This window comes from Neptunomonas sp. (genome assembly GCF_041601355.1).
GTDB lineage: Bacteria > Pseudomonadota > Gammaproteobacteria > Pseudomonadales > Balneatricaceae > Neptunomonas.
Genome location: NZ_JBFIIH010000024.1, coordinates 15,377 through 38,142, shown reverse-complemented (window position 1 = coordinate 38,142; position 22,766 = coordinate 15,377). Strand labels below are relative to the sequence as shown.

Below are 22,766 nucleotides of genomic sequence, written 5' to 3'. Positions count from 1 at the left end.
TAATGGCTTTTGTGTAGTAATCGGTTGCGGAGTCATACTTGCCACTTATTTGTTGAGCTTTACCCGCTAATGTCAGTAAGCCGGGGTTATCAGGGTTTGATTTGAGTGCCTGTTCACTAATAGCCAGAGCTTCTGCTGGTTTGTTTTGCTGAAGGTAAAGCGTAGATAAAATCAGGTAGGGTCGTGCTGCATTGGGGTTGGTTTTAATAGCATGCTTAAGCCGCTGGGCGGCATTGTCATGTTCTCCAGTGGCCTGATCGAGTAATGATAATTCAATAAGTGAATTAAGATTATCAGGATGCAGCTCTAATACATTTTCATGAAGCGCGCGGATCTTAGTTGTATCGTTATCCTGGCGCTTCATTATTGACGCCAGGTTATGACTTGCATTGGGGTTACCAGGTTCTATAGCAAGGGCCTTGTTAAAAGCCGTTTCTGCCCGAGTAAAATCTTTGAGCATGATGTAGCTCAGGCCTTTGAAGGTTTCACCATTGGGGTTTTTGGGATGATCCAATGAAAATTGTGTTGCCCGCTCAAGTGCTATGTCGGGTTGTTTGTTTTGCAGATAAGTTAAAATAAGAGCTGTTTTGGCTTGCTCTGAATCAGGTGATTTTTCTAAGGCCGCTTCAAGCTCGGTAATGGTTGTGGTGCGATCACCTGCAATGGCGGCAATCGTTGCCTGGCCTAAATTCACTCGCGGATCAACACTATGTAGGTTTGAAGCTTGATCGAGGAGTCGTTTACTGGAGGTATAATCTTTTTCTTTTAATGAAGCGATCCCTGCTGCAATGAGTAATTGATCATCACTTTCTTTAAACGTTTCATTATTGATTTGCGATAATGTAGCAGTGGCTTCATTTATTAAGTCTAGCTTCAATTCAATCGCTGCTTTAAGTTTGAGTGATTCTACATGGTTCGGGTGGCGAGATAACACCTTGTTGATCTGGGAATAGGCAATCTCGTAACGACCGGTCGCATAATAGGATGCTGCTGCAATATAGATGACTTCGGTGTTTTTCTCTGAGTTTGATAAGGCTGCTTCAGCGTATTGAGTGGCATTTTCAAAGTCCCTGTTTGTAAATTCTATCTTTGCTTGTAAAGCGTTCGCATCAGGATGCCCGGGAGCTATATCTAATACCTTTTGTAGCTGCAGGGCCGCTTTGTCGAGCTGATTGTCCGCGATAAGCGCTTTGGCTAAGCTGATGTTCGCGATGCCAGTTTTAGGTTGTTTTTTGCTTGCTGATTCGAAAGACTGGATGGCGAGTGGATAATCCTGTTCGGCCATCGCTATTTCGCCTGAAAGCATAAGTCCCTGAACGTGATCAGGTTCTATAGTGAATAGTTGCTCTAAATATTTTTTTGCTTCATCAGGTTTACGAAACTGGATTTGTAACATTGCCTGATTGAATAATACGATAGGTTTTTGGGGATCCAATTGTACCGCTTGATCCAATGTTTCTTCGGCCAGCGCAATATTTCCCCGGTATATATTTGCCTGTGTTTGTAATATATAAGCTTCGATTAGCTGTTCATCAGACCAGCCTTCCGTATTAGATAGGATACTGTCTAATTCTTTTAATTTTCTGTTTTGTAGGAGAGATTTCGAAAAAGAGATACTTGTCTCAGGATCATCTGGATTCAGCTTATGCGCCTCGCTGATCTCCTTTTCAGCAGCGGAGGTGTTACCTATTGCCCAATAAATATTACTTAAAACCAGCCTGGCATTGGCATCTTTTGGATCTTTTTGGAGTACATTTTTAAGAACTATGATAGCCGAGTTACTTTGCCCTTGTTGTAAATACGAATTAACCTCTTGCATGTAGGCGCTGTCTGAATTTGCTTGCACACCTTGTGCTATCGGTAATAACAGAATACTGGTTACTGTTATAGCTGCTGCAAGATGTTTGTATTTCTTATTCCTGGTTATTGCTTCCAAAATCCATCTCCTGTTTTTACATAACGATACTAATGATCCTATTCATAGCGCCTAATGAAATAATGTGCTCAGGATCACAAGCATTTATGATTTGACTCAATGTAGCTAAGCAACCTGCGTCAGCTTTTAGAGCCACCCTGGCAGGTTGGCGAAGGCATTACTTCGCCGTTTTTCTTGGCCCATTCTTCCTGAGTATAGAGATGCATTGCCAGCGCATGAATCGGGCTTTGTAACTCGTCTGCCAGAATTTTGTAGATCATCTGGTGACGCTGCACTAATCGCTTACCGGCGAAGTCATCCGAAACAAGCACAAGCTTAAAGTGGCTGTCGGTGGCTGGCCCCGAGTGCATATGGCTTTCGTTAGCGATTTGTAATTCACTTACGCTAATACCGTTACGTAATTTTTCTTCAACAACGATCGCAATACTCATCTTATTTCTTCACCTTATTCCGTATTTTTTCATCAGCAAGATCAGCATCTCGCTGCTCTTTTGCCAATGCCAGAAAGTGCTTATGGATTTTACGTGTCGCTAACCACACCCCACTAATTACCGCAGGTACAGCCACACCTAGTGCCAGATTTTTATTAAAGTCAAAACCACTCTCATAGGCAGCATCCATCATTATTTTTATCAGCCCGACCGCATAATAACTAATGGCGGCAACCGATAAACCCTCAACAGTGTGCTGCATCATCAACTGGATCTTGGAGCGACGATCCATCGAGGCCAACAACTGCTGGTTTTGTGCCTGTATCGACAATTCAACACGCGTTCGCATCATATCAGACACCCTGTCGATACGCTTCGACATATCCTCAAGACGCTCCCCCACCGATTGGCATGTGCGTACCGCAGGCGTTAAGCGACGTGTTAAAAACTCAGTCACAGTTAAGTGCCCTGATACCTCATCTTCGCGTAACTCAACCAAGCGCTGTAGCACCAGCTCATGGTAAGCCTGCGTCGCGCTAAAGCGGAAGGTAGTTTTAGCTCGATAATCTTCGATGCGGGCAGCCATATAGGTCAACTCTGACAGCACCTCTTGCTCGTTAATCTCAGCATTTTCAGACAAGCGATGCGTAAGATTTGCCAGCTGTCTATCCATAGAACCCAATTGCGGTGCACATTCACGCGCCAGCGGTAATGCGATCAGGGCCATTAGCCGGTAGGTTTCTATCTCCATAATTCGCTGCGCCAGACGCCCTAGCTGACTATCGCTCATGCGTTTGTTACAGATCAGAAAACGTCCGAATCCATCGCTGTGCAAGCGTAGTGTTGTCCAGACTCTGGCATCACCTTGCTGCGGACTGCTGCCAACCAGGCGCATTCCTTCGAAAAAGCTTTTGACCCGAGGCAGCATTGCCTCATCGTCTCCTGTCGACTCTTCAATTGCCAGATGGAAGGCAGTCACTACCTCTCCGGGTATCGCCTCCAGCCAGCCAACGGGCAAAGGCGGCGCACCTGAGACATCAAATGGCCCGGCTCCTGCGGGTATATCAAAGTTAACAAAGGTATAAGCGGTAAACTCAAGATGTTTTTCGCGACGTATCCTCAGGCCGCCCAAATCATATTGAATGCAGACTTCATCCATCTCAGGAGGTGTGACACCGAATGCATAAAAGAGGACTTTAAGATGCTCAAACTGTTCTTCACGCTGCGCATCATTACAAAAAACGGCTAAATGCATTACCCGTGCAGGGCTGGGAATAACCTGAAACGGGCGCGAATGCATCTCTTCATACAAGGCTTCACGTTGCGGATGAAAAACCATACTCATAAAGCCATCACTCACTCTGCCAGCTTATCTAAAGGAGCCACTAATAACACCTCATCAGAAACATCAAAGGCCATTATCTGATTAGTGCATTCAAACCATTGCAAAAACAACTCATAGGATAAGTTTTCAGGCCAATGATCAGCAAACTCATCCCATGCTGTCAGCTCATTTTTAAAAATCATCTCCCATGAATGTTTCAGAAGTTCGTTAAAATCAGCTTCTTCATCGACCTCATCAATCAGATATACATTGCCTTCTTTGCGTAGCTCTTGCAGCGAGAGCGGCTCGTCCATCCCGTCCGGATCTACTGGCAAAGCAGCTATCCATTGGGCAAAAGGCGCCCGAGCTAATAAGGTAATGGCGGACCTGTTTAATAGTTTCATGATGCGTTACTTACCTATTCTCTTTATACTCTGGGAAACAAAACTCGATCTATAATGATGCATATTCCTGTTCTAAATCAATTAGAAACCCGTACTGAATGGATCTCCTTCTTTAGAAGGGAGCGATCATACGCTTATATTACTAATCCTTTGTGTCTGGTCGACCTACAGACTACCTATCTGCAAATCACACTGCTAAAAGAAGATATGCTGGATGGTCGCCAGGCGACAAAATTTAGTCTCGGCTCCAAAAGCAGCATTGAGCCTGCCTGGAAAATGATAAAAGCCTGTAACTGGCAGCTATCCGGCATCATTGACGGCCTGGTGTCACTTAAATTTAACAGTAACGCCAGAGATAACGCATTTCCGGGCATACACAGAGACCTGACGGTACGCAAATTTTTTGCCAAAGATAAACAGTTGTTGGCTCCCACACTTATCGGCCCGCTGTCACCTCTGACTCAGGAACCTGAAAGCTGGAGCATAAACGATGTTTGCCGGTTACTCAGCCACCACCAGTACAGCCATAGTAAATTTTTACCTCAGCCGCTAAAGCCCGCACCGTTGCGCAGTATGCTACTTAAAATAATAGACTCACCTTATGGCTGGACAGTCACCAATAATGGTACTGAAATAACCCTTAGCTACCTGAATAAAGCGCTGCTAAGCATTCAACCTGATATAAAAAAACCGGCACCTCGCTTACAAGAAACCGGTTAAAAAAGTCAGATTACCTCCATCGCCTCTTCCGCTAAGCGCGCTTCTTCCATCAGTTTACGCGGGTTATCAGAGTTTAATAGCGCTTTTCCTTTAGTGGTTGGAAACTCTACATCGATATCAACCACCCGCCCATCACGACATACATTGATAATGGTTTCCATACAGGAAGATAACAGCGAATACTTCTCATCCGGTGCTGCAATAATGGTCTGCAATCCCAGATCGGTCATAAAGCCCAGAGAGGTAATCGTGTTTTCCGAATCCAGCTTGTTAAACGCCTCATCAAAGACAGACAGACTCATTCCCCCAACCGCTTGACCATCCGGCCCTTCTTTCAAACGATAAGCGGCCCCCATAGCGGCTGCCATGGCGACATAGAAAGGTACCTGATGCTCACCGCCAGATCCGGTTTTAATACGCTGTGTCAGGGTCGTTTTGCGATGCCCGTTAAGATCTTTAACCACCAACTCAAAGTTATAGAAATTACGGTAATCCTGAAGCAAACTACTTTCACCTTCATCTTTTAAGACATCATGAATCTTTGACAAGGCATCCTGGTGGGGTTTATCTTCCTCAAATTTCAGATCAAACAACGAGCCTACATTAGCCTGATCCAAACGCGTGTACGCCTCAACCAGCTCCAGGATATCCTTCAGCTCCGGGTTAGGCATCATCTCAAAACTATACATCTCCTTATGAAACGGACGATTTTTAAGATGATTATTAAGTTCACGAATCAGGTCTTTGATGTTATTAATCTGATCGTTCAGATGTGCCACAAAATCAGAACGGAACGAGGTTTCTGCTTCCAGTCGGGCCCGTTCTGCTTTTTGCATATAAAGCGCCAGCTCCGAATCATTGAGTGACTGCACGGTTTCATCGACATATTGTTCCAGTTCTTCATGCGTCGAATCAGGACCGATTTTATCCAGCCCCTGATGGCTCATGCCGCCGCCATGAAACTTCGCTTTGTAATTCGCTATCGCATCCCGTACCGAGTATTTTTTCTTCTCATGCAAGGTTAGCTCAGACTGTGCTTTTTTGGCTGCCTCAAAAATGACACGCTCGAGCTCTCCGCCACAGCTTTCATCCAGATAGTCACGCTTTTCCTGAGCAGACTGAGCATCAAAATCCACTTTCGCTTCGCAACCATTTCGCGCTTCTGCATGCTCGGTTAGTTCCTGAGTCAGCACTTCTAACGCGGCGGAGTCTTTAATCATATGGGTACGGATACGCTGCAGCTTATCCATCAGTAACTTACTTTTCTCTTCAGCGACTTTCTGTGCTTCAGCCAAGTCAGCAATACGCTGCTGGATACCGCTATCATCATGATTACGCATATCCGTAATCTCCTGACGATAACCCTGAACCTCAGTGCCCAGCTGATCACGCTGATGAACCAAATCAAATACTTTTTCACTGGCACCCGCCAGGCTGGTTGTCAGGTTAATCAGGCTATCGCGGAGTTTTTCTAACGACTCGTGACGTTTACCCAACGCGGTGAATTCCACCAGCATCTCATCAACTTGCTTACCCTTAGTCGCCAACTGATCGCCACGACGACGAATCCCCATTATGGGAGACATCTCATTTATCGAGGTTGTTGAGCCTTCCGTCTGCAACATGCAGTCATAGGTGAGTGCCCGTTCCTGACGCAGCAATTCAGCTTCGGTTTCAACTGCAATCACGCCACCCAGCGCACGATTCATATACGCCTGCGCATGTTCATTATCGGTATCAACAAAATGTGCCAACGAGCGTGGCTTGTGGCGATTCAACCACTCATGAGTTTTGGTTGTGTTGATAATACGACAACCTTTTAAATGACGGCCTTTGCGGCGATATAAGGTGATCGCTTCTTTGACATGATCCGGATCAACAATCAGCGCTTCACGGCGAGCCCCTAAAAAAGACTCAATGGCGATGCGCCATTTATCGTCATTGATGTCGACCAGCTCGCATATCGGCGTCGACTCAATACCATATTCTGACAAGAGTTCCATCAGGTCCCGGGTGTTATGCCGCACAGGTGCGCGACCTTGCCTGAGCTGTTCGACGGCCCCTTTTTGATTCTGAATATTCGTGCGTAACTCATTGATGCGAATGACAGACTCTTCAAATTTACGACCGATGTCACGTCTGACCGAATCAACACTTTGCTTCAGTTGCTCGATGGTATTATCGACTTCCACCGGCTCTGGCGGCCAGACATCCGCCATCATATCTTCGCCGGAGCGCCACAGCTCAACAGAGCGTTTTACCAGTGGCAAAAAGGTATCCGGCAATAACTGTTCATAATTGGAGAAACCAACCGTGGTTCTGAACAGGCTATAGACATTTTGAATCTTATCTTTAACAACCCCTTCTTCGTGCAAACGCGCTGTAATCGAGTTTTCTAACGCCTTGATCTGATGTGCCGCATTAGAGTTATTCAGTTGAGCACGCGCATCTGCCAGACGCTGCATCACACTACTGACGTCCGCCGTATGATTTTCCAGGTCTTTCTGAACAGTCGCTTCTTTTTCCTGATTAGCGTCAAGCCGTTCCTGCGACTCCTCTTTTTTCAGATCTGCATTTTCAAAACGTGCCTCGTGTACAACCCACTCATACTCCGCTGCATTTTTGATATTGCGCTGGATACCCTTGCATTGCTCCTGAACCTTTTCCAGCTCAGCAATACGGTTAAATACTTCACGGGTTTTTTGCTCCATCGCGCGATATTCATCCAGCGATTTACGAAACGCACCGACATGCACGATATTTTCATCCAGCACAAACTCGCGGACAAACCGTGTAGGGCTGTCAATAGGTACAAATCGCAGGGCGTTCTTAAAGTTTTTGATGAATTTTTCATCATCATTCGGCATTTGAGCATCATGGCTCAGCGCCGTGGTTACTTCGCGAATAAACTTGCTGGCCCGCTTTTCCAGAACCATATCAGGACACTGCCTGAGTAGCTCATCCCGCACTTGCGCCCAGGGCTTTGGCAAGCGGCCATCACCTTCGACTACGGAGAAATCATCCAGCCCTACCGAAAAACCTGGCAGAATAAACCGTCCTAATATCTCCTCTTCAGGAGAGGCGGTAGAAGCACTGATAGCAATACCGATACAGGTTTCTTTCGCGGTGTCCGTATCAAAAAAACTCAATGCCATATAGGTCAGTGAGTCTTCCCGGGCCATCGCTTTTTTACTGCCATCATCCAGATAACCCAGACAGTATGTACGCAAAGAACGTTCACTTTTCTGCCCGGCGGATGCGTTAAAGCTGAGGTGGCGCTTATGCCCTCCCATCAACACGGTCTGGATAGCATCCAGCAACGCGGACTTACCCGAACCATTAGGCCCGACAATCGCCACATTACCTTTTATCGGTACTTCAACGGCCCCTAAAACATACCAGTTAACCAGTACGATACGATTAAGCTGTTTCATCAGCGGCGGCCTCCTCTGCTTCGGTCATGGCATCACGGGTATCGGTATCACACAGCGCTTCTAATTGACCGATGTAGTCTTCAACGACCACCTGACGAATCGTTGGCTGAATACTAAACGGGACATTTTTCGGTTCCGTTTCATTGGGCTTTCCACGCTCAATAACGCCATGACGCGAAAACAACGACAAGATTTCTTTCATGCGTGTTTCATTCGGTATCTCTTTACCGGTGAGGTTTTCGTATAGCGACAGCAGCTGATTGATATTGGTATAAGCTTTACCGCTTTCTACCTCAAACTTTTCAAGCTTTTCTTCATATTGCTGGCGCATGCAGAGTAGCAATAATGATTCATCCAGACGTAATTTGAGATTACGCTCATCGTCCTTCGGCAAAATACCCAGATAGGCTTCATCGGGCTGATAGATAAACGACCAACCAATCGCTTCAAACAGATTGGTAAAATAATCGATATGTGAAGAGATCAGGAAATAGCTATCCCGGTGCGACGAACGATCAGCGTGTAAAAACTGGCTGGTCAGTAACAGATTAGCCGCATGAGAAAAATCGGCAGCTTCGTACTGATCGCTTCGGCTGATTATTTTTTGTAGATCACCAAGCATTAACGTTTCCTATAGATAACAAAATCACGACACTCGACCATTCCGGCAACTTGAGTGTATTGATCATTAAACTGAATATTGAACTGATCTGCGGTTTTTTTTGCTTTTTTGCCCAGCGAAGCCAAATGGCGGATATAACTGAAACAGATATAATCCTCGATGCTGTCAATCTCAAACTGGTCAGCACGAACGGTGTCATTTTTGCTTAGGTGCCGGTCAAGATAAGCATCAATACGATCGATTTTAACCTCGCGGCGCTCTTTAAACTCTTTAAACAACTGGCGGAGTTGAAGGGCCTGGGGATCGATAACCTGTTGATGTATCACCCGTGGCTCTGCCTGAATACGCCTTCTGAACGGCGACCGCACACTGGCTGGAGAGATAAAACCGATCTCCTCCAGCGTGTCGACCACAGGCAGCGAGTCATCTTTCGCCACTTCTGTTATTAAGCGAGATAATCTTGATGCCATGCCCGGTGTGGTTTTATCCATATAACGGACAGTGTCAGCCACGCGTTTTTCCAGGCGGTAGCGGAAGTCATCAATACTATCCAAACGCTTATCAACCGATTCAAAAATACGGATAATACGGTTGATATGCAGATGCACCATCGCTTCTGCATCGTCATATTCTGATTCAAACTGTTCCTGATAGTGTCGCGTCAGCTTATCCAGCTTAATTGGGTCAAACTGCAAATCACGCAACAGTGATAAAATCTGGCGACGAAACCTAAAAGGATTATTCTTTGTTTTCAGCGTCTTATAGTCAGACACAAGAATTCGTTCTACAAAGCGATCAAAGAAACCGCGCACCACTTCCTGAGGGCTTTCAGCATTCGACAAACTGATTTTAAGCTCTCGCAAGCCGAGCATCATATCGGTCAGATGTGCACTGAACTCGGCCGCTGTTTGCGCTGCTTCTGACAGGGTAATACCCCGCCCCGCCGGATCATTGACCGCTGATTCCAGAGAGCTGAGAACGTTAAGCACGGCGCCGCCATAGGAGCGCTTTTCCAAATTAGCAATAGACACCATAGAGCGCAGCAAAAAGCTGATAGACGGCGACATTAATACAAACGTGCGATAAATTCGCTGCTCTTCTTCCACCCAGCCCGTTTGTACCAGACGACGGTAGATACGGTTAGTATATTCTGCTGTCGAGCGAGGCAACTCACCGTCATCAGAATCCTCTTCTTCAGGTTCCCAGCGACGGACGCCCAAGCGCACGACGGCCTCTTCAATGGTAGAACGCACCATATCTTTGGGAATAAAAGGATCAATCAGATCCTCATCAAAAAACAGATCGGCCAACTGCAGCAGCACAGCTTGATAAATATGCCGATTCTTACCGGATAAGGGTAAAAACAGATCATCAGGGAGCTTGTTAAAAAGCATTCAGCATCCAATATGAAGTGCGCCACTTAGTCAACCAGCAGCACTTATGTAATAATGTGAGGTCTTCGCACGATTGCCCTTTTGTCTACTAGCAGCGTTAAAAACGTACTCATTCGGTCATTTATAAACATAAACTCCCTTATTCCGTGCGTTTTTGCCTTGCCAGTAAACAAAATTTCGGCTCGTGCAAAAGTCTCATTGTAAGTAAGCATTGGATTTTAGCCCAGCTAGACATGACAAATCCAGACATCTGAATTAAAGGTGTAACGAAAGGTGTGGTGAAAAGTATGACGATTCAGTAGCAGAAAAACAAAAACCCCGGCACTATTGGTAAACATAGACCGGGGTTCTCATCGAAGCCATGTAATTCAGCTGATCTGGTCAAGCACAGCCGCCATCCCTGATTTAATCATTAGTCGTCGATTCAATTTTATGAATACTCAGATCGGCACCAATGAACTCATCCTCTTCACTGAGGCGCAGCCCAAGAGTCGCTTTAATAATGCCATAAACAATCACAGAACCAACAACAGCAACCAGTATACCGGCAAACGTACCTATCAGCTGCGACATCAGGCTGACACCGCCAAGACCACCCAATGCTTCGCTACCAAAAATACCCGCAGCGATGCCGCCCCACACTCCGCACAAACCATGCAAAGGCCAGACACCGAGGACATCATCAATTTTCCATTTATTCTGCTGTAAGGTAAACATCCAGACAAAGACCATACCTGCAATGGCACCGACCACCAACGCACCAATAGGATGCATTACATCAGAACCGGCACACACAGCAACCAACCCGGCTAATGGGCCGTTATGAATAAAGCCCGGGTCATTTTTACCGACGATCAATGCGGCGATAATACCGCCGACCATCGCCATCAAAGAGTTAACCGCCACCAGCCCCGAGACACCATCCAGCGTTTGTGCTGACATGACGTTAAAGCCGAACCAGCCAATAGAGAGAATCCAGGCACCCAGTGCCAAGAATGGAATATTAGAGGGCGGAAAAGCCACCAAACGGCCGCCACGGTAACGCCCTTTACGAGTTCCCAGGAACAGCACAGCAACCAGTGCAATCCACCCACCGACACCATGCACAACGACTGAACCAGCAAAATCATGAAAGCCAGCACCAAAAGAAGATTCCAACCATGCCTGGAAGCCATAATTACCATTCCAGATAATGCCTTCAAAAAGCGGGTAAATAAAAGCGACCGTTAACGTTGAAGCAAGCAATACCGGCCAGAATTTAGCGCGCTCAGCAATACCACCCGACACAATGGCGGGAATAGCGGCTGCAAACGTCATCAGAAAGAAAAATTTAACTAACTCGTAGCCATTACCTTCTGCCAGTGTTTCTGCATCCTGAAAAAATGTAACGTCGTATGCGATCCAATAACCAATAAAAAAGTAAGCTACAGCCGAAAAACCAAAGTCCGTCATAATTTTCACCAAGGCGTTTACCTGGTTTTTATGACGCACAGTACCCACTTCAAGAAAGGCAAAACCAGCATGCATGGCAAATACCATGATGGCCCCCATCAAAATAAACAGGGTGTTTGAGCTTTGCACCAAGGTCTCAACGGCACTATTTACATTATCCACGAATATCTCCTAAGTTCATGCTTTCGCACCTCCCATCAGCGCACAGTCTTGGTGCGCCTTCTTATGACTCAGTCCAAACCGGTGCATTCAACCTGTCACATATATTCTCTATGCCGATACCTGAGCTTGTTAAAGCCTGGCAACACATTGATTCATAATAAAATATAAGAAAGTTAAGTCCGATTAGTGAAACAAGACCCGATGATCAAGTCTTGTTTCGCACTAAAACAAAGCATGAAATATGCCAAAAAAATAAATGCACCGATTTGACGCGCTTAGCTAAGGCCAACGTATCTCAAAACAGCTATGAATGCGTGTATTACGCTTAAAGTCAGGATCAATAGTCTGTGATGTAATTTCACGGATATCAAAACCGGCAAGCAGCTCATAATCCAGTTTAAAGCGGCGGTAATTATTCGAAAAAATTAATACGCCATCTTTACGTAGCAGTCGCATGGCCAACTTGATCAAATCCACATGATCTCGCTGAACATCCAGCACATCGAGCATTTTCTTTGAATTAGAAAACGTGGGGGGGTCCATGAAAATCAGGTCATATTCGGGTTTACGCTGCTTCTTCAACCAAGTCAGGCAGTCCGCTTCAATAAAGTGATGCTCTTTACTGTTAAAACCATTCAGAGCCATATTTTTCATTGCCCATTGAAGGTACGTCGCCGACATATCAACACTGGTTGTCGACTTAGCACCTCCTACGCCTGCATGTACACTGGCTGATGCGGTGTAGCAGAAAAGATTTAAAAAGTCTTTTCCGGCAGCCTGCTGCTGAATCTGATGACGCACCGGACGATGATCCAGGAACAGCCCGGTATCCAGATAATCATGCAAATTCACACGTAAACGACAACCATACTCCTGTACTTCAAAGAAGCGACCAACGCTCGCTTGTTTTCCATACTGATCACTACCGCTTTGCCGCTTTCGCTGCTTTAATACCACTTTACGCGGATTTACACCCAGCGCTTCAGGGATAGCCGCCAACACATCTTTCAAGCGCTCAAATGCCTTCACTTTATCGATAGAAGCCGGAGCTGCATATTCCTGAACATGCACCCAATCGTTATACAGATCGACCGCCACTGCGTACTCTGGCATATCCGCATCATAGAGACGATAACAGTCGATATTCTGCTGTTTCTGCCATTTCCTGAGCGACTTCAGGTTCTTCTTCAGGCGATTAGCAAACATCTGCGCGGTATCACTTAAGACATTCGCAGCAACCACCTCGTGCTCACCATGTTGCTGATTTAGCTGCTCATCTTTCTGCGTATCAGTGCGATCAGCATATAAGGTATACAGAAATAAACGCCCATCAATCGGGCCATTGTTTAAACTATATGTTTTATCGGCTTTTAGCCCGACTACCTGACACAACTCTGGATTACCGGTAAAGATAGCGGCTTGCCAGCCAGCGAAGTCCTGCTTCAAAGCATCGCCTATTTGCCGATATAAAAACATCAGTTCCGATCCATCACCCATACGTTCACCATACGGAGGATTGGTTACCATCAGCCCGGGCGCGTTTTCCGGAACCACCATCTGTTCAACCGAACCCTTTTTAAAACTAATCAGCTGCGCAACACCCGCTCTTTCTGCGTTCTCTTTAGCAAGCGCTAATACAGATGAATCCTGATCAGATCCATAAAAACGGCTGCTAACCGCTGCCAGTCCAGCCGTTTTACGTTCGGCCGCTTCATCAAGCAGTGATTGCCACAGCGAAGCCTGGTGTTGTTTCCACCGTTCAAAGCCAAATTGCTCACGCAGGAGCCCCGGTGCAATATCGGCAGCCATCATGGCTCCCTCAATAACCAAAGTTCCGGAACCACACATAGGATCAAATAGAACAGGGTGATCAACGGCAATCTCAGGCCAGTGAGCTCTGCGCAAAATAACAGCCGCTAAGTTCTCTTTCAGTGGAGCGGCACCTGCACGGGTACGATAGCCACGCCGGTGCAAACTGCCGCCGGATAAATCAAGCGACAAACTCAACTTGCCACGATAGATATGGGCATGCACACGCAGGTCGGGATTTTCACGATCAACGCCCGGACGCATACCTGTCTTGTCTCTGATTTGGTCGACAATCGCATCTTTTACTTTTAGCGCGCCAAAATGGGTATGGTTAATCGCATCGGTTTTGCCGGTAAAAGCAACCAGCAAAGTCCCTTCTTCAGCCATATGCTGCAACCAATCAACGGATTGTACCGCTGTGTAAAGCTGATCTGCCGTTTCTACATTTTCTTCGACAAGAGGCAAAAGAATGCGGTTTGCCAGACGAGACCATAAACAGGCACGATACGCTTGCTCAAGCTCACCATAAAATTCAGCACCCGTCGCTGTTTGTTTAACTTCCGTTGCACCCAAATCGGTCAACTCTGCTACCAGCAGTATTTCGAGCCCTTTAGGGCACGTGGCAAAAAATTTCATCATTCTTCCAATTTATAAGCACTGTCTGTAAAAACCACAAGATCAAACAGTTACAGTTTAATTCAATATTTATCACAATTAAGTGATTTCTTTTCATACGATTGTTTCACAGTAAGGAACCCTCCTAAACCGCTGATAGCACAACTGTTTTACATGCGCTTACTATCGAAAACAAAAATCCCATAGCTACTTTCAATCGCACTTACCAATAATTTTCGTTATCAATAGAGACTGTGATGAGCCAATGACGGAATGAATCACACTCATGGAGAACATTTAACCTCAAATAATATCTATCTATAATTACGATACAGAGGCACTTTTACATGAAGACACAGAAACGAGATAAAACTTCAACTCTTTTCAATCGCGGCTTCCAGGCCGGCCTGAGTGGAAAATCGCGTGACGATTGTCCTGTCAAAGTCATTGAATTACGCACCCACTGGATGAGTGGCTGGCGCCAGGGTCGGGAAGCACACTGGAATGGTATGACCGGTGTATCAGCTATTCAGGCTCATCCTGCACTACATTAATACTGCAATAATACTGCAATAATACTGCAATCTTATTAGAGACATTGAGCTCCTCTGTGTGAGGAGCTTTTTCATTATGCTTGCAACGCCTGAATGGCTCTGACCGAGTCACTGATTAATGTCGGGCCTTTATAAATAAAGCCTGTATAAACCTGAACAAGACTAGCACCTGCTTCGATTTTTTCAGCCGCGTCAAAACCTTCTGTAATCCCCCCTACACCAATAATCGGCAACGCTCCGTCAAGTGCCTTTGACAATGAACGAATCACTTTGGTCGATTTATTGCGAACAGGCGCACCGCTTAATCCACCCGCCTCGCGCTGCAATACAGAATCTTCAACACCTTCTCGTGAAAGTGTGGTGTTCGTTGCAATCACACCATCCATTTCATAGGTTTTTAACGATTCTGCCACCATCTCTATCTCTTCATCCGTCATATCCGGCGCAATTTTTACTGCAATCGGTACATATCTATCATGCAGATTAGCTTGCTTCGCCTGCTCATTTTTAAGAGATTCCAGCAAGGTATTCAATGAATCACCAAACTGCAGCGTTCTTAGCCCCGGGGTATTAGGAGAAGAGATATTGACCGCCACATAGGAAGCTCGTGAATATACTTTTCTCAGACAGTAAAGGTAATCGTCATTTGCATGCTCATTGGCTGTATCTTTATTCTTACCAATATTGATACCTAGCACACCCTTGTAGCGAGCCCGGTCAACATTCGCCAGTAGTGCATCAACACCCTGATTATTAAAGCCCATACGGTTAATAATGGCGTTATGCTCAGGTATACGAAACAAACGTGGTTTGGGATTTCCCAATTGAGGACGTGGCGTTACAGTGCCTACTTCAATAAAGCCAAAACCCATAGCAGCCAAGCCATCAATGGCTGACCCGTTTTTATCCAGCCCCGCCGCCAAGCCAACCGGATTGGGGAAACGAATGCCCATTACTTCAGTAGGAACTTCAAGATTTTCGGCGCCCATCAATGACGGCAATCCGAGGGCCGCAGACACATTCATAGCATTCAAAGCTATCTCATGTGAACGCTCCGCATCCATACTGAACATAAGAGATTTTGCCAAGGTATAAAGCATAACCAAACCGTTTTTTAAAAAAGAATGCGGCATTATAGCGGCGCACCGCCTGTTTTACATCCCGCCTATCCAATTCGCTCAATTCTTTTGAACTTTCCGGCGGAATCAAAAACTATTTTAAAGCTTCCTACGATGCCGTTATGTAACAAAAATGACTGCAGGATATCCGCAGGGAAACGCACTGTCCGGCCATCCCTTGCACGTGTACTGACCATGCAGCCGGGGTTTCGGTACTGCTTGATGTATTCATCGGGTGATATACGGATATCAACAATAATTTCATTCATGATTTTTGTTTTTGATAAAAAATATAATATAAATATAAAACCTAGTGTACGTCGAAATAATTCCCATATCTTCCTTCAGTCCAAATTTTCCTTCAGTGAAGTATCGATCAAGTCATTGATATAAAAAGTAGCTTAATGAATAATGAAAATTCGTTTATCGACTAGTCAGCCTGGATCACGATCACTGAATGCGAACTCTCTTACTTTTTTTAATGCTTATTGCGTCCACTGTACGTGCAGATGTAAATACATACCTCAACAAATACAGCATCTCCATCAATGATACCGTTCGCTTAACCATTGAATCGACTCAACAAGGGCAACCACAAAGCCCCGACCTTTCAATACTGACTCAGGATTTCGACTTACTCGGTAATAAAAAAATAACCATATCCAGTTTTCAGGGCAATACCCGACAGGCAACAACTCGCTGGCAAGTACTTTTACGCCCGAAAAAAACGGGTCAATTGCAAATTCCGGCATTTTCAGTCAACGGAAAACTAAGTGCCCCAATGGTCCTGCTGGTATCAGGGCAAGCTAATACGCCGACGATATCCAGCCCACCTGCAACACCAATAATGCAGGCACCGATATTTATCGAAACAACGATTGACCATACTGAAGCCTATGCAGGCAGCCAGTTAATCTATACGGTTAAATTATTTCATAAAGAGCCATTAAATAAGAATTCCGCATTGTCAGATCCATTTATAAATCAGGCACTTATTCTTCCCATTGACGATATCAAGCGCAGCGAAACTCTCGTCAAAGGACAACGTTATTTTCTTCAGGAGCAACGTTATGTCATTTTCCCTGACGAGCCTGGCACACATCTGATAGAGCCTCCCCTCTTTTCGGGAACCTCCCTCAACGATCAGTACTTTGAAACACAAGGGAGTGAAATTGAGATAGCTATTCTGCCAAAGGCCAACAGCAACTCACAAGGCTACTGGCTTCCATTGGAAACACTGCAACTTGAAGAGTCTCTGGATAAAAGTACGCCTCTTGAGCCTGGCAGTTCATTGATCCGGACTTTAACACTGATAGCCCACGGTCTCCCGGCTGCTCGCTTACCTTCATTATCTGTACTCAAAAATGAACTGGCTGATCTGGAGCTGTTAAACACAGAGCTTGATGAAAGCTTTGATGATCAGGGACTGGTAAGCCGACGCACTGAAACCATTAAAATAACAGTGACAGAAAGGGGTGAAGTCACACTACCTCCTATTGACATACACTGGTGGGACACCTACGAGGATCGCAGCAAAATAGCCTCCCTGCCACCCGTTATTCTTCAGGTAAGCGCAGCGCCCACTCTACTTGAGCCTCCTGCTATGACCAGCAGCGCCAAACTGCAGGAAATTAACGCACCATTAGTCACAAAAGAAACAACAGCCCCGGCACTTCTATCACCAACAGCTGACAAAAAAGATTCAATCGCACACATTCCTTTGATCGTCTTTTTGGCCTTGGTTAGCATTATTTCCTCTCTGGGTTGGCTGTACAGTTACCACCATCTGCGCAAGCTCAAATTAGCGTCTATAATGACACGTCAAACGGTCACCGAACGTCAGAATGAAAAGAAAAAACAATCACACTTTTTAGCAGAAAAAAATACATTTCAGGCACTAGCCTTGGCATGCCAACAAAACAACGTCGACATTAGCCGTCTGCGTTTAATTGAATGGGCTCAGCATTTCTGGCCAGAAACCTTTATTGAGAATGCGGAAGATATAAGCAGACTGACGAATAACCAAACACTCGAATTTCTGATCATCGATTTAGAACAACACCTGCACTCACATGAAAAATCGTTATGGCAAGGCGACCTTTTACTGCAAGCAATCGAGACCATTCGTAAACGCCGGCTGAAAGGCAAGGCGTGACAGTAAGGTAAGGAGCAAACAATGACATTTGAACGACATCAGGCTTTTCTTGGTAAGTTAGGTTTCGGTGGTGTCAGCGAGCTGGAGAATTTCAAAGCTCAGCGTTGGTCCAGACGCCTTGAAGGCCCCATGATATTTGTTGCTTTGTGGATCATCGTCGATTGGTATCTACGTGAGAAAGGCTTATCAGCTCCGTCAATCACTTTTTTTACCGACTGGTTTATCTGGCTCTGCTTTATTGCCGAAACCAGTATTTTGCTGGCACTGGTTGATGATAAAAAACAATACCTGCTTAACAACTGGATGAACATCCTGATTATTCTGGCAGGCCTGCCGATCATCTGGGGCATGGATACCTTCTATGCCGGGGCATTGAGAAGCTTACGACTCCTGATTATGTTCGGTATTTTCCTGCGCATATCCACCGATGTACGTTCAATACTGTCACGACACAACCTGGGACTTACACTCTTTATCAGCTTTTTTATCATGCTATTTTCTGGTTTCATCATCTCAGGAATTGATCCCTCTTTTGAATCACCACTAGACGGCATCTGGTGGGCCTGGGTGACCATTACTACGGTAGGCTATGGTGACCTGGTACCCAGCACAACCACCGGCCGTCTGTTTGGAGCTTTTCTGATTCTGATGGGCATCGCACTTTTCTCTATGCTCACCGCGAGCTTTTCCGTCTTTTTCATCGAACAGGATGAACAAGCAATGTTAGCGCGTGAAAATGACAATATTCGCCGCATCACCCGCATAGAAAATCAACTCGAACGCATCGAAACACAACTGGAACGAACCTTATCTCACCTGGAGCAGTCAACAGATAAGTTATCCACGGCAGCATCCGCTACTAACGAAACCAAAACGGCTGAAAACTCTACGGCTGAGCTTTTTGAAGAACCGACTTTAGCGCCCGGTCAAGGTCCGGATAAGTAAACTCAAACCCTGCATCTAATAAACGTGCCGGGTACACCCTTTGCCCTTCAAGTAATAGTTCACTAGCCTCGCCCAGCAGTAGTTTCATCATAAATGCCGGCATCCTTACTTTTGCAGGCTTGCTCAACACGGCCCCTAAAGCCTGACTGAATAATTCATTAGTAACCGCGTTTGGTGAAGTCGCATTGAAAGCCCCGAATAAGGTTTTGTGCGCCATCAGAAAACGGATAATGGCTACCTCATCCGACAAATGCACCCACGACATCCACTGCTGCCCATCACCGATCGGCCCGCCGAGCCCAAATTTAAACGGCGGTATCATTTTACTTAGCGCACCTCCGTCTCCCAGTACGATACCGGTTCTCACTAAGCAGACACGGCAACCCAGCTGTTTCTCCGCGCCAAGGGCTGCCTCTTCCCAATCACGGCATAAACTATGTGTAAACCCCGGCACAGGAGGGCTATTCTCAGTCAAAGGCGCACCGCCTTCATGTGATCCATAGTAGCCGATGGCAGACCCACTGATAAAAAATTCAGGTCGGGCAGAAGCCTGCTTCAATTGGTCTATCAGAGTACGGGTAAAACCAATCCGGCTGTTTCGTAGCAGCTGTTTACGCTCTGTACTCCAGCGCTTATCCACAATAGGGGCACCCGCCAGGTTTATAACCCCATCGATTCCCTCAACTATCTGACCGACTTTCTCAAGACCAACAGTAAAGACTCTACCGCCAAAGCCCAGAATCGTTTGTTCTGGTGAACGCGTAATAACCGTGACCTTGTGTCCATCGGCCAATAATAACTTGACCAAAGCTGTGCCGATAAAACCTGTTCCACCGCTTATCAGATAATGCATGCGAACCCTCCTAAGGTGCAGGTATTTTTAGTCTATATACGCTATCCTCTACCTTCAAGATTAATCGCAACACACAGGAAAGGTAAAGATGTTTACAGGTATTGTGCAGGGACTGGCAGAAGTCATCGCACTCAACAAACGTGACCAATTTATGCAAATACGAATTAGCTTACCCGAGGGCCACACTAAAAACCTGCAAACTGGTGCAAGTATTGCTGTTAACGGCACCTGCCTGACGATTACTGAGTTCTCCCAGAATGAAGTTCAATTTGACGTGATAGAAGAAACCCTTCAGGTCACCAACCTTGGCAACCTTGAAATGGGAGATCGTATTAACTTTGAACGTGCAGCCCGCTACGGTGATGAAATTGGCGGGCATCAACTATCGGGGCATATATCATCGACTGCAACCATCAGCCAAATAATCCGTTCACCGGACAATTGTACCCTCTGGTTAACAGCGCCTGCAGAATTGATCCAATACATCATTCCGAAAGGTTTTGTCGCACTAAACGGCTGCAGCCTGACCACAGGAGAAGTTCAGGCATCATCATTCAGCATCCACCTGATACCGGAAACACTCGCGGTAACGACATTTGGCAACGCAAATATCGGTGATAAAATCAACCTCGAAGTAGACCCTCAAACTCAGGCTATCGTTGATACCGTCAACCGTTTCCTTCATAACCGCAATCTATAATCCATCGCAGATAAACACATTACTTATGAATACTTTTGAATACCTAAGGCAAAGTTTTTTCTTTTTTAAGCAAAACTTTACAATGATTGCAAAAATTCAATTACCGTTCCTGATTGTTCTGAACGGCCTGGCACTATCCATGGATATCAACGCCACTGAAACAGATGATTTTAGGCAGCAAACCGCTTACATCTCTATTTTAAGCCTGTCATTTCTCCCCATTTACTGGGGCGCTACCATCTTATATATGGAGTCAAAATTAAATAACTCTGCACTCACTGCCTCTCAGGCAATCATTGCCAGTTTATCGTTCTGGCGCAGCCTGCTATTTACTTTTATTCTTACCTCATTTGCGGTGTTTGGTGGTTTGCTGCTATTGATTATTCCGGGCATATACATCGGTGTTCGTCTGGCTTTTGCTGACTACATCTGCGTCCTTGAGAAACAAACCCCACTCAATAGCCTGAAACAAAGCTGGAAAGAAAGTGCGGATTATTTCTGGACGCTTTTACCGGGAATGGCGATTCTATTTACTGGCATACAATTAATTGAGATGCCTATTGCTCATACTTTATCGTCAATGGAGGAGCGCAATCTGATTTTTGAGCTTCCCATTGTTGCCCTTGTCGATCTATTAGGCGCCTTAATTACTGTCTTTGGTTTTCGTATCTATTGTGTCATGCGCGAAGAAAACAAACCCAAAACCACGGGAACAGACGAGCTTCCGGATAACACTGATAACACTGAATAACAGTGGTTATTTGCGATAAAAACGTCATTAAAATAGATTAATTTAATGCAGAGACCCATGCGATGCCAATAGAACAAGCTCATACTGAAACTAACATCAGGATAATGCTACTGGACCCGCATGGAGAATTCTTAAACTGGTCAAGCGCACTCAAGAAAACAGATCGTCAATGGCAAGTTTTTTGTTTTGATGATCCTGAGGCCCTGATTTCTCGTTTAGAAATCTCGCATTGCGACGCCATTATGATCAGTAGCTCAACCAAAGATTATATTGAAATTAATGTACTGCGCAGAGTTCAGGAAACCTACCCTGATATTTTACGCTTTCAACTAGGCAGCAAGCTGGAAACCCCGAAAGAATCAATTCAAAAGCTGGAGCTAACACATCGCATTTTTCCAAACCCTGCCGATGTAAGCAGCATTGCGCAAACGATCGAGTACTTGTTCAAAGTGACACGGCTTATCAGCCGTCCCAGCCTGATACACTTCATAAGCCAACAGAGTAAACTCCCTGCGGCGCCCTCTGTTTTTAATAAACTAACACAAGCCCTCGGTTCAGATACGACAGATGCCAGAAAAATTGCTGAGATTGTGGAACAGGACCCAGCGCTGAGTGCAAAAATTATTCAATTGGTTAACTCGTCTTTCTTCGGATTACCACGCCAAATCAGTCATATTTCTGAGGCCGTTTCTATCATTGGAACTCGCATGCTGCGAGGGCTGGCGCTATCCAGTCAAACATCCAGCACTTACCCACCTCACAAAAACTGGAAATATTTTTCATTCGAAAAAGTTAATTACCGGTCTTTGCTGGTAGCCAGGCTCGCACGTGAAATCTGCCAAGATGCCGGGGCTGATAAAGGAATAACCGAACAAGCTTTTTTAGGCGGTTTATTACATGGCATTGGCATTCTGATAATGGCTTCTAAAGATCCCGCTGCGTACCTGAAGGTTCTCCAGTACGCAGTTAAGGAAGAAAAACCGATACACTCTGCAGAAAGAAAAATCACCGGTGTGTACCATGGCGAAGTCGGCGCTGCATTAATGGCGCTCTGGAATATTCCTGCGCTGACTGTTGAAGCCATATTATTCCACCCTATTCCTCATTTGTCAGCAGATCAGAGCTTTCAGCCATTAACCGCCGTACATGTTGCCGACGCCCTGATTCCACCCGTCTGGCATCAAAAAACAGCTAAAATGAATAGCCAGCTTTCACAGGCCTATCTCGAAAGAATAGGCCAGTTGGGTAACCTGCATCGCTGGAAACTCATGGCGTATGATTACAAATTACTGATGCAATCCAGCTAAAGGCTTAATAATCATCCTGAAACATTAAAAATTATTTTTTAATAGTATTACGATTGGGATACGAAGCCGCCGGGCCATTT

The 22,766-nt window shown here is 45.5% G+C and carries 19 protein-coding genes; 7 read left to right on the top strand and 12 right to left on the bottom strand.

Translation table 11 applies throughout. The features are described from left to right. The 4 genes from prsT to ABY436_RS05930 all read right to left on the bottom strand — a co-directional run. Positions 1-1,936 (bottom strand): XrtA/PEP-CTERM system TPR-repeat protein PrsT (gene prsT / locus ABY436_RS05945; protein WP_372738101.1); only part of this gene is annotated, 1,936 nt, incomplete at its 3' end. Between the two features lie 119 nt (positions 1,937-2,055). Then, the gene (locus ABY436_RS05940) at positions 2,056-2,367 is read right to left on the bottom strand and encodes a BolA family protein (RefSeq protein ID WP_372738100.1); all 312 of its coding nucleotides are present in this window, start codon (positions 2,365-2,367) and stop codon (positions 2,056-2,058) included. Between the two features lies 1 nt (position 2,368). After that, positions 2,369-3,712 carry a DUF3422 family protein gene (locus ABY436_RS05935; protein WP_372738099.1) on the bottom strand — a complete coding sequence of 448 codons (1,344 nt, stop codon included), beginning with the start codon at positions 3,710-3,712 and terminating at the stop codon, positions 2,369-2,371. A gap of 11 nt (positions 3,713-3,723) precedes the next feature. After that, entirely contained in the window at positions 3,724-4,095 is a 372-nt protein-coding gene (locus tag ABY436_RS05930; protein ID WP_372738098.1) for a hypothetical protein, read from the bottom strand. 54 nt (positions 4,096-4,149) lie between these two features. Between ABY436_RS05930 and ABY436_RS05925 the strand changes: the two genes are divergently transcribed. After that, positions 4,150-4,815: a hypothetical protein gene (locus ABY436_RS05925; RefSeq protein ID WP_372738097.1), complete on the top strand. Its 666-nt coding sequence runs from the start codon at positions 4,150-4,152 to the stop codon at positions 4,813-4,815. A 5-nt stretch (positions 4,816-4,820) separates the two neighbouring features. Here the strand turns inward: ABY436_RS05925 and ABY436_RS05920 are convergent, their stop codons facing one another. The 5 genes from ABY436_RS05920 to rlmKL form a co-directional block, all read right to left on the bottom strand. After that, positions 4,821-8,249, bottom strand: coding sequence for an SbcC/MukB-like Walker B domain-containing protein (locus ABY436_RS05920; RefSeq protein WP_372738096.1), 3,429 nt, complete (start codon positions 8,247-8,249; stop codon positions 4,821-4,823). Beyond that, on the bottom strand, positions 8,236-8,871 hold the full coding sequence (locus ABY436_RS05915; RefSeq protein ID WP_372738095.1) for a DUF4194 domain-containing protein: 636 nt from the start codon (positions 8,869-8,871) through the stop codon (positions 8,236-8,238). Before ABY436_RS05915 ends, ABY436_RS05920 begins: the two co-directional genes overlap by 14 nt. Continuing rightward, positions 8,871-10,265: a Wadjet anti-phage system protein JetA family protein gene (locus ABY436_RS05910; protein WP_372738094.1), complete on the bottom strand. Its 1,395-nt coding sequence runs from the start codon at positions 10,263-10,265 to the stop codon at positions 8,871-8,873. Before ABY436_RS05910 ends, ABY436_RS05915 begins: the two co-directional genes overlap by 1 nt. Positions 10,266-10,670: 405 nt before the next feature. Then, positions 10,671-11,879, bottom strand: coding sequence for an ammonium transporter (locus ABY436_RS05905; RefSeq protein WP_372738093.1), 1,209 nt, complete (start codon positions 11,877-11,879; stop codon positions 10,671-10,673). A gap of 279 nt (positions 11,880-12,158) precedes the next feature. Next, positions 12,159-14,324, bottom strand: coding sequence for a bifunctional 23S rRNA (guanine(2069)-N(7))-methyltransferase RlmK/23S rRNA (guanine(2445)-N(2))-methyltransferase RlmL (gene rlmKL, locus ABY436_RS05900; protein ID WP_372738103.1), 2,166 nt, complete (start codon positions 14,322-14,324; stop codon positions 12,159-12,161). A gap of 326 nt (positions 14,325-14,650) precedes the next feature. Here rlmKL and rmf point away from each other — a divergent pair, with 326 nt between their 5' ends. Then, positions 14,651-14,857 (top strand): ribosome modulation factor, encoded by a 207-nt coding sequence (rmf, locus tag ABY436_RS05895; RefSeq protein ID WP_090726245.1) that lies wholly within the window; start codon positions 14,651-14,653, stop codon positions 14,855-14,857. A gap of 74 nt (positions 14,858-14,931) precedes the next feature. Here rmf and ABY436_RS05890 read toward each other — a convergent pair whose 3' ends face one another. Both ABY436_RS05890 and ABY436_RS05885 read right to left on the bottom strand, forming a co-directional pair. After that, complete coding sequence (locus tag ABY436_RS05890) at positions 14,932-15,957, bottom strand: quinone-dependent dihydroorotate dehydrogenase (RefSeq protein WP_372738102.1); 1,026 nt, start codon at positions 15,955-15,957, stop codon at positions 14,932-14,934. Positions 15,958-16,022: 65 nt separating this feature from the next. Beyond that, positions 16,023-16,244, bottom strand: coding sequence for a DUF2835 domain-containing protein (locus tag ABY436_RS05885; protein WP_372738092.1), 222 nt, complete (start codon positions 16,242-16,244; stop codon positions 16,023-16,025). Between the two features lie 188 nt (positions 16,245-16,432). Between ABY436_RS05885 and ABY436_RS05880 the strand changes: the two genes are divergently transcribed. Together ABY436_RS05880 and ABY436_RS05875 are read left to right on the top strand one after the other, a co-directional pair. Continuing rightward, entirely contained in the window at positions 16,433-18,130 is a 1,698-nt protein-coding gene (locus ABY436_RS05880) for a BatD family protein (protein ID WP_372738091.1), read from the top strand. 21 nt (positions 18,131-18,151) lie between these two features. Continuing rightward, positions 18,152-19,075 (top strand): potassium channel family protein, encoded by a 924-nt coding sequence (locus ABY436_RS05875; protein ID WP_372738090.1) that lies wholly within the window; start codon positions 18,152-18,154, stop codon positions 19,073-19,075. Here ABY436_RS05875 and ABY436_RS05870 read toward each other — a convergent pair. Beyond that, a complete protein-coding gene (locus ABY436_RS05870) occupies positions 19,017-19,928 on the bottom strand; it encodes a TIGR01777 family oxidoreductase (protein ID WP_372738089.1) in 912 nt (303 codons plus the stop codon). The two genes, ABY436_RS05875 and ABY436_RS05870, sit on opposite strands and share 59 nt — an antisense overlap. 88 nt (positions 19,929-20,016) lie before the next feature. On the opposite strand from ABY436_RS05870, the gene ABY436_RS05865 reads away from it, so the two are divergent. From ABY436_RS05865 to ABY436_RS05855, 3 genes are all read left to right on the top strand, one after another. Next, the gene (locus tag ABY436_RS05865) at positions 20,017-20,628 is read left to right on the top strand and encodes a riboflavin synthase subunit alpha (protein WP_372738088.1); all 612 of its coding nucleotides are present in this window, start codon (positions 20,017-20,019) and stop codon (positions 20,626-20,628) included. Between the two features lie 82 nt (positions 20,629-20,710). Further along, on the top strand, positions 20,711-21,379 hold the full coding sequence (locus tag ABY436_RS05860; RefSeq protein ID WP_372738087.1) for a YciC family protein: 669 nt from the start codon (positions 20,711-20,713) through the stop codon (positions 21,377-21,379). 62 nt (positions 21,380-21,441) lie between these two features. Continuing rightward, a complete protein-coding gene (locus ABY436_RS05855) occupies positions 21,442-22,686 on the top strand; it encodes an HDOD domain-containing protein (RefSeq protein ID WP_372738086.1) in 1,245 nt (414 codons plus the stop codon). Positions 22,687-22,766: the final 80 nt, after the last annotated feature.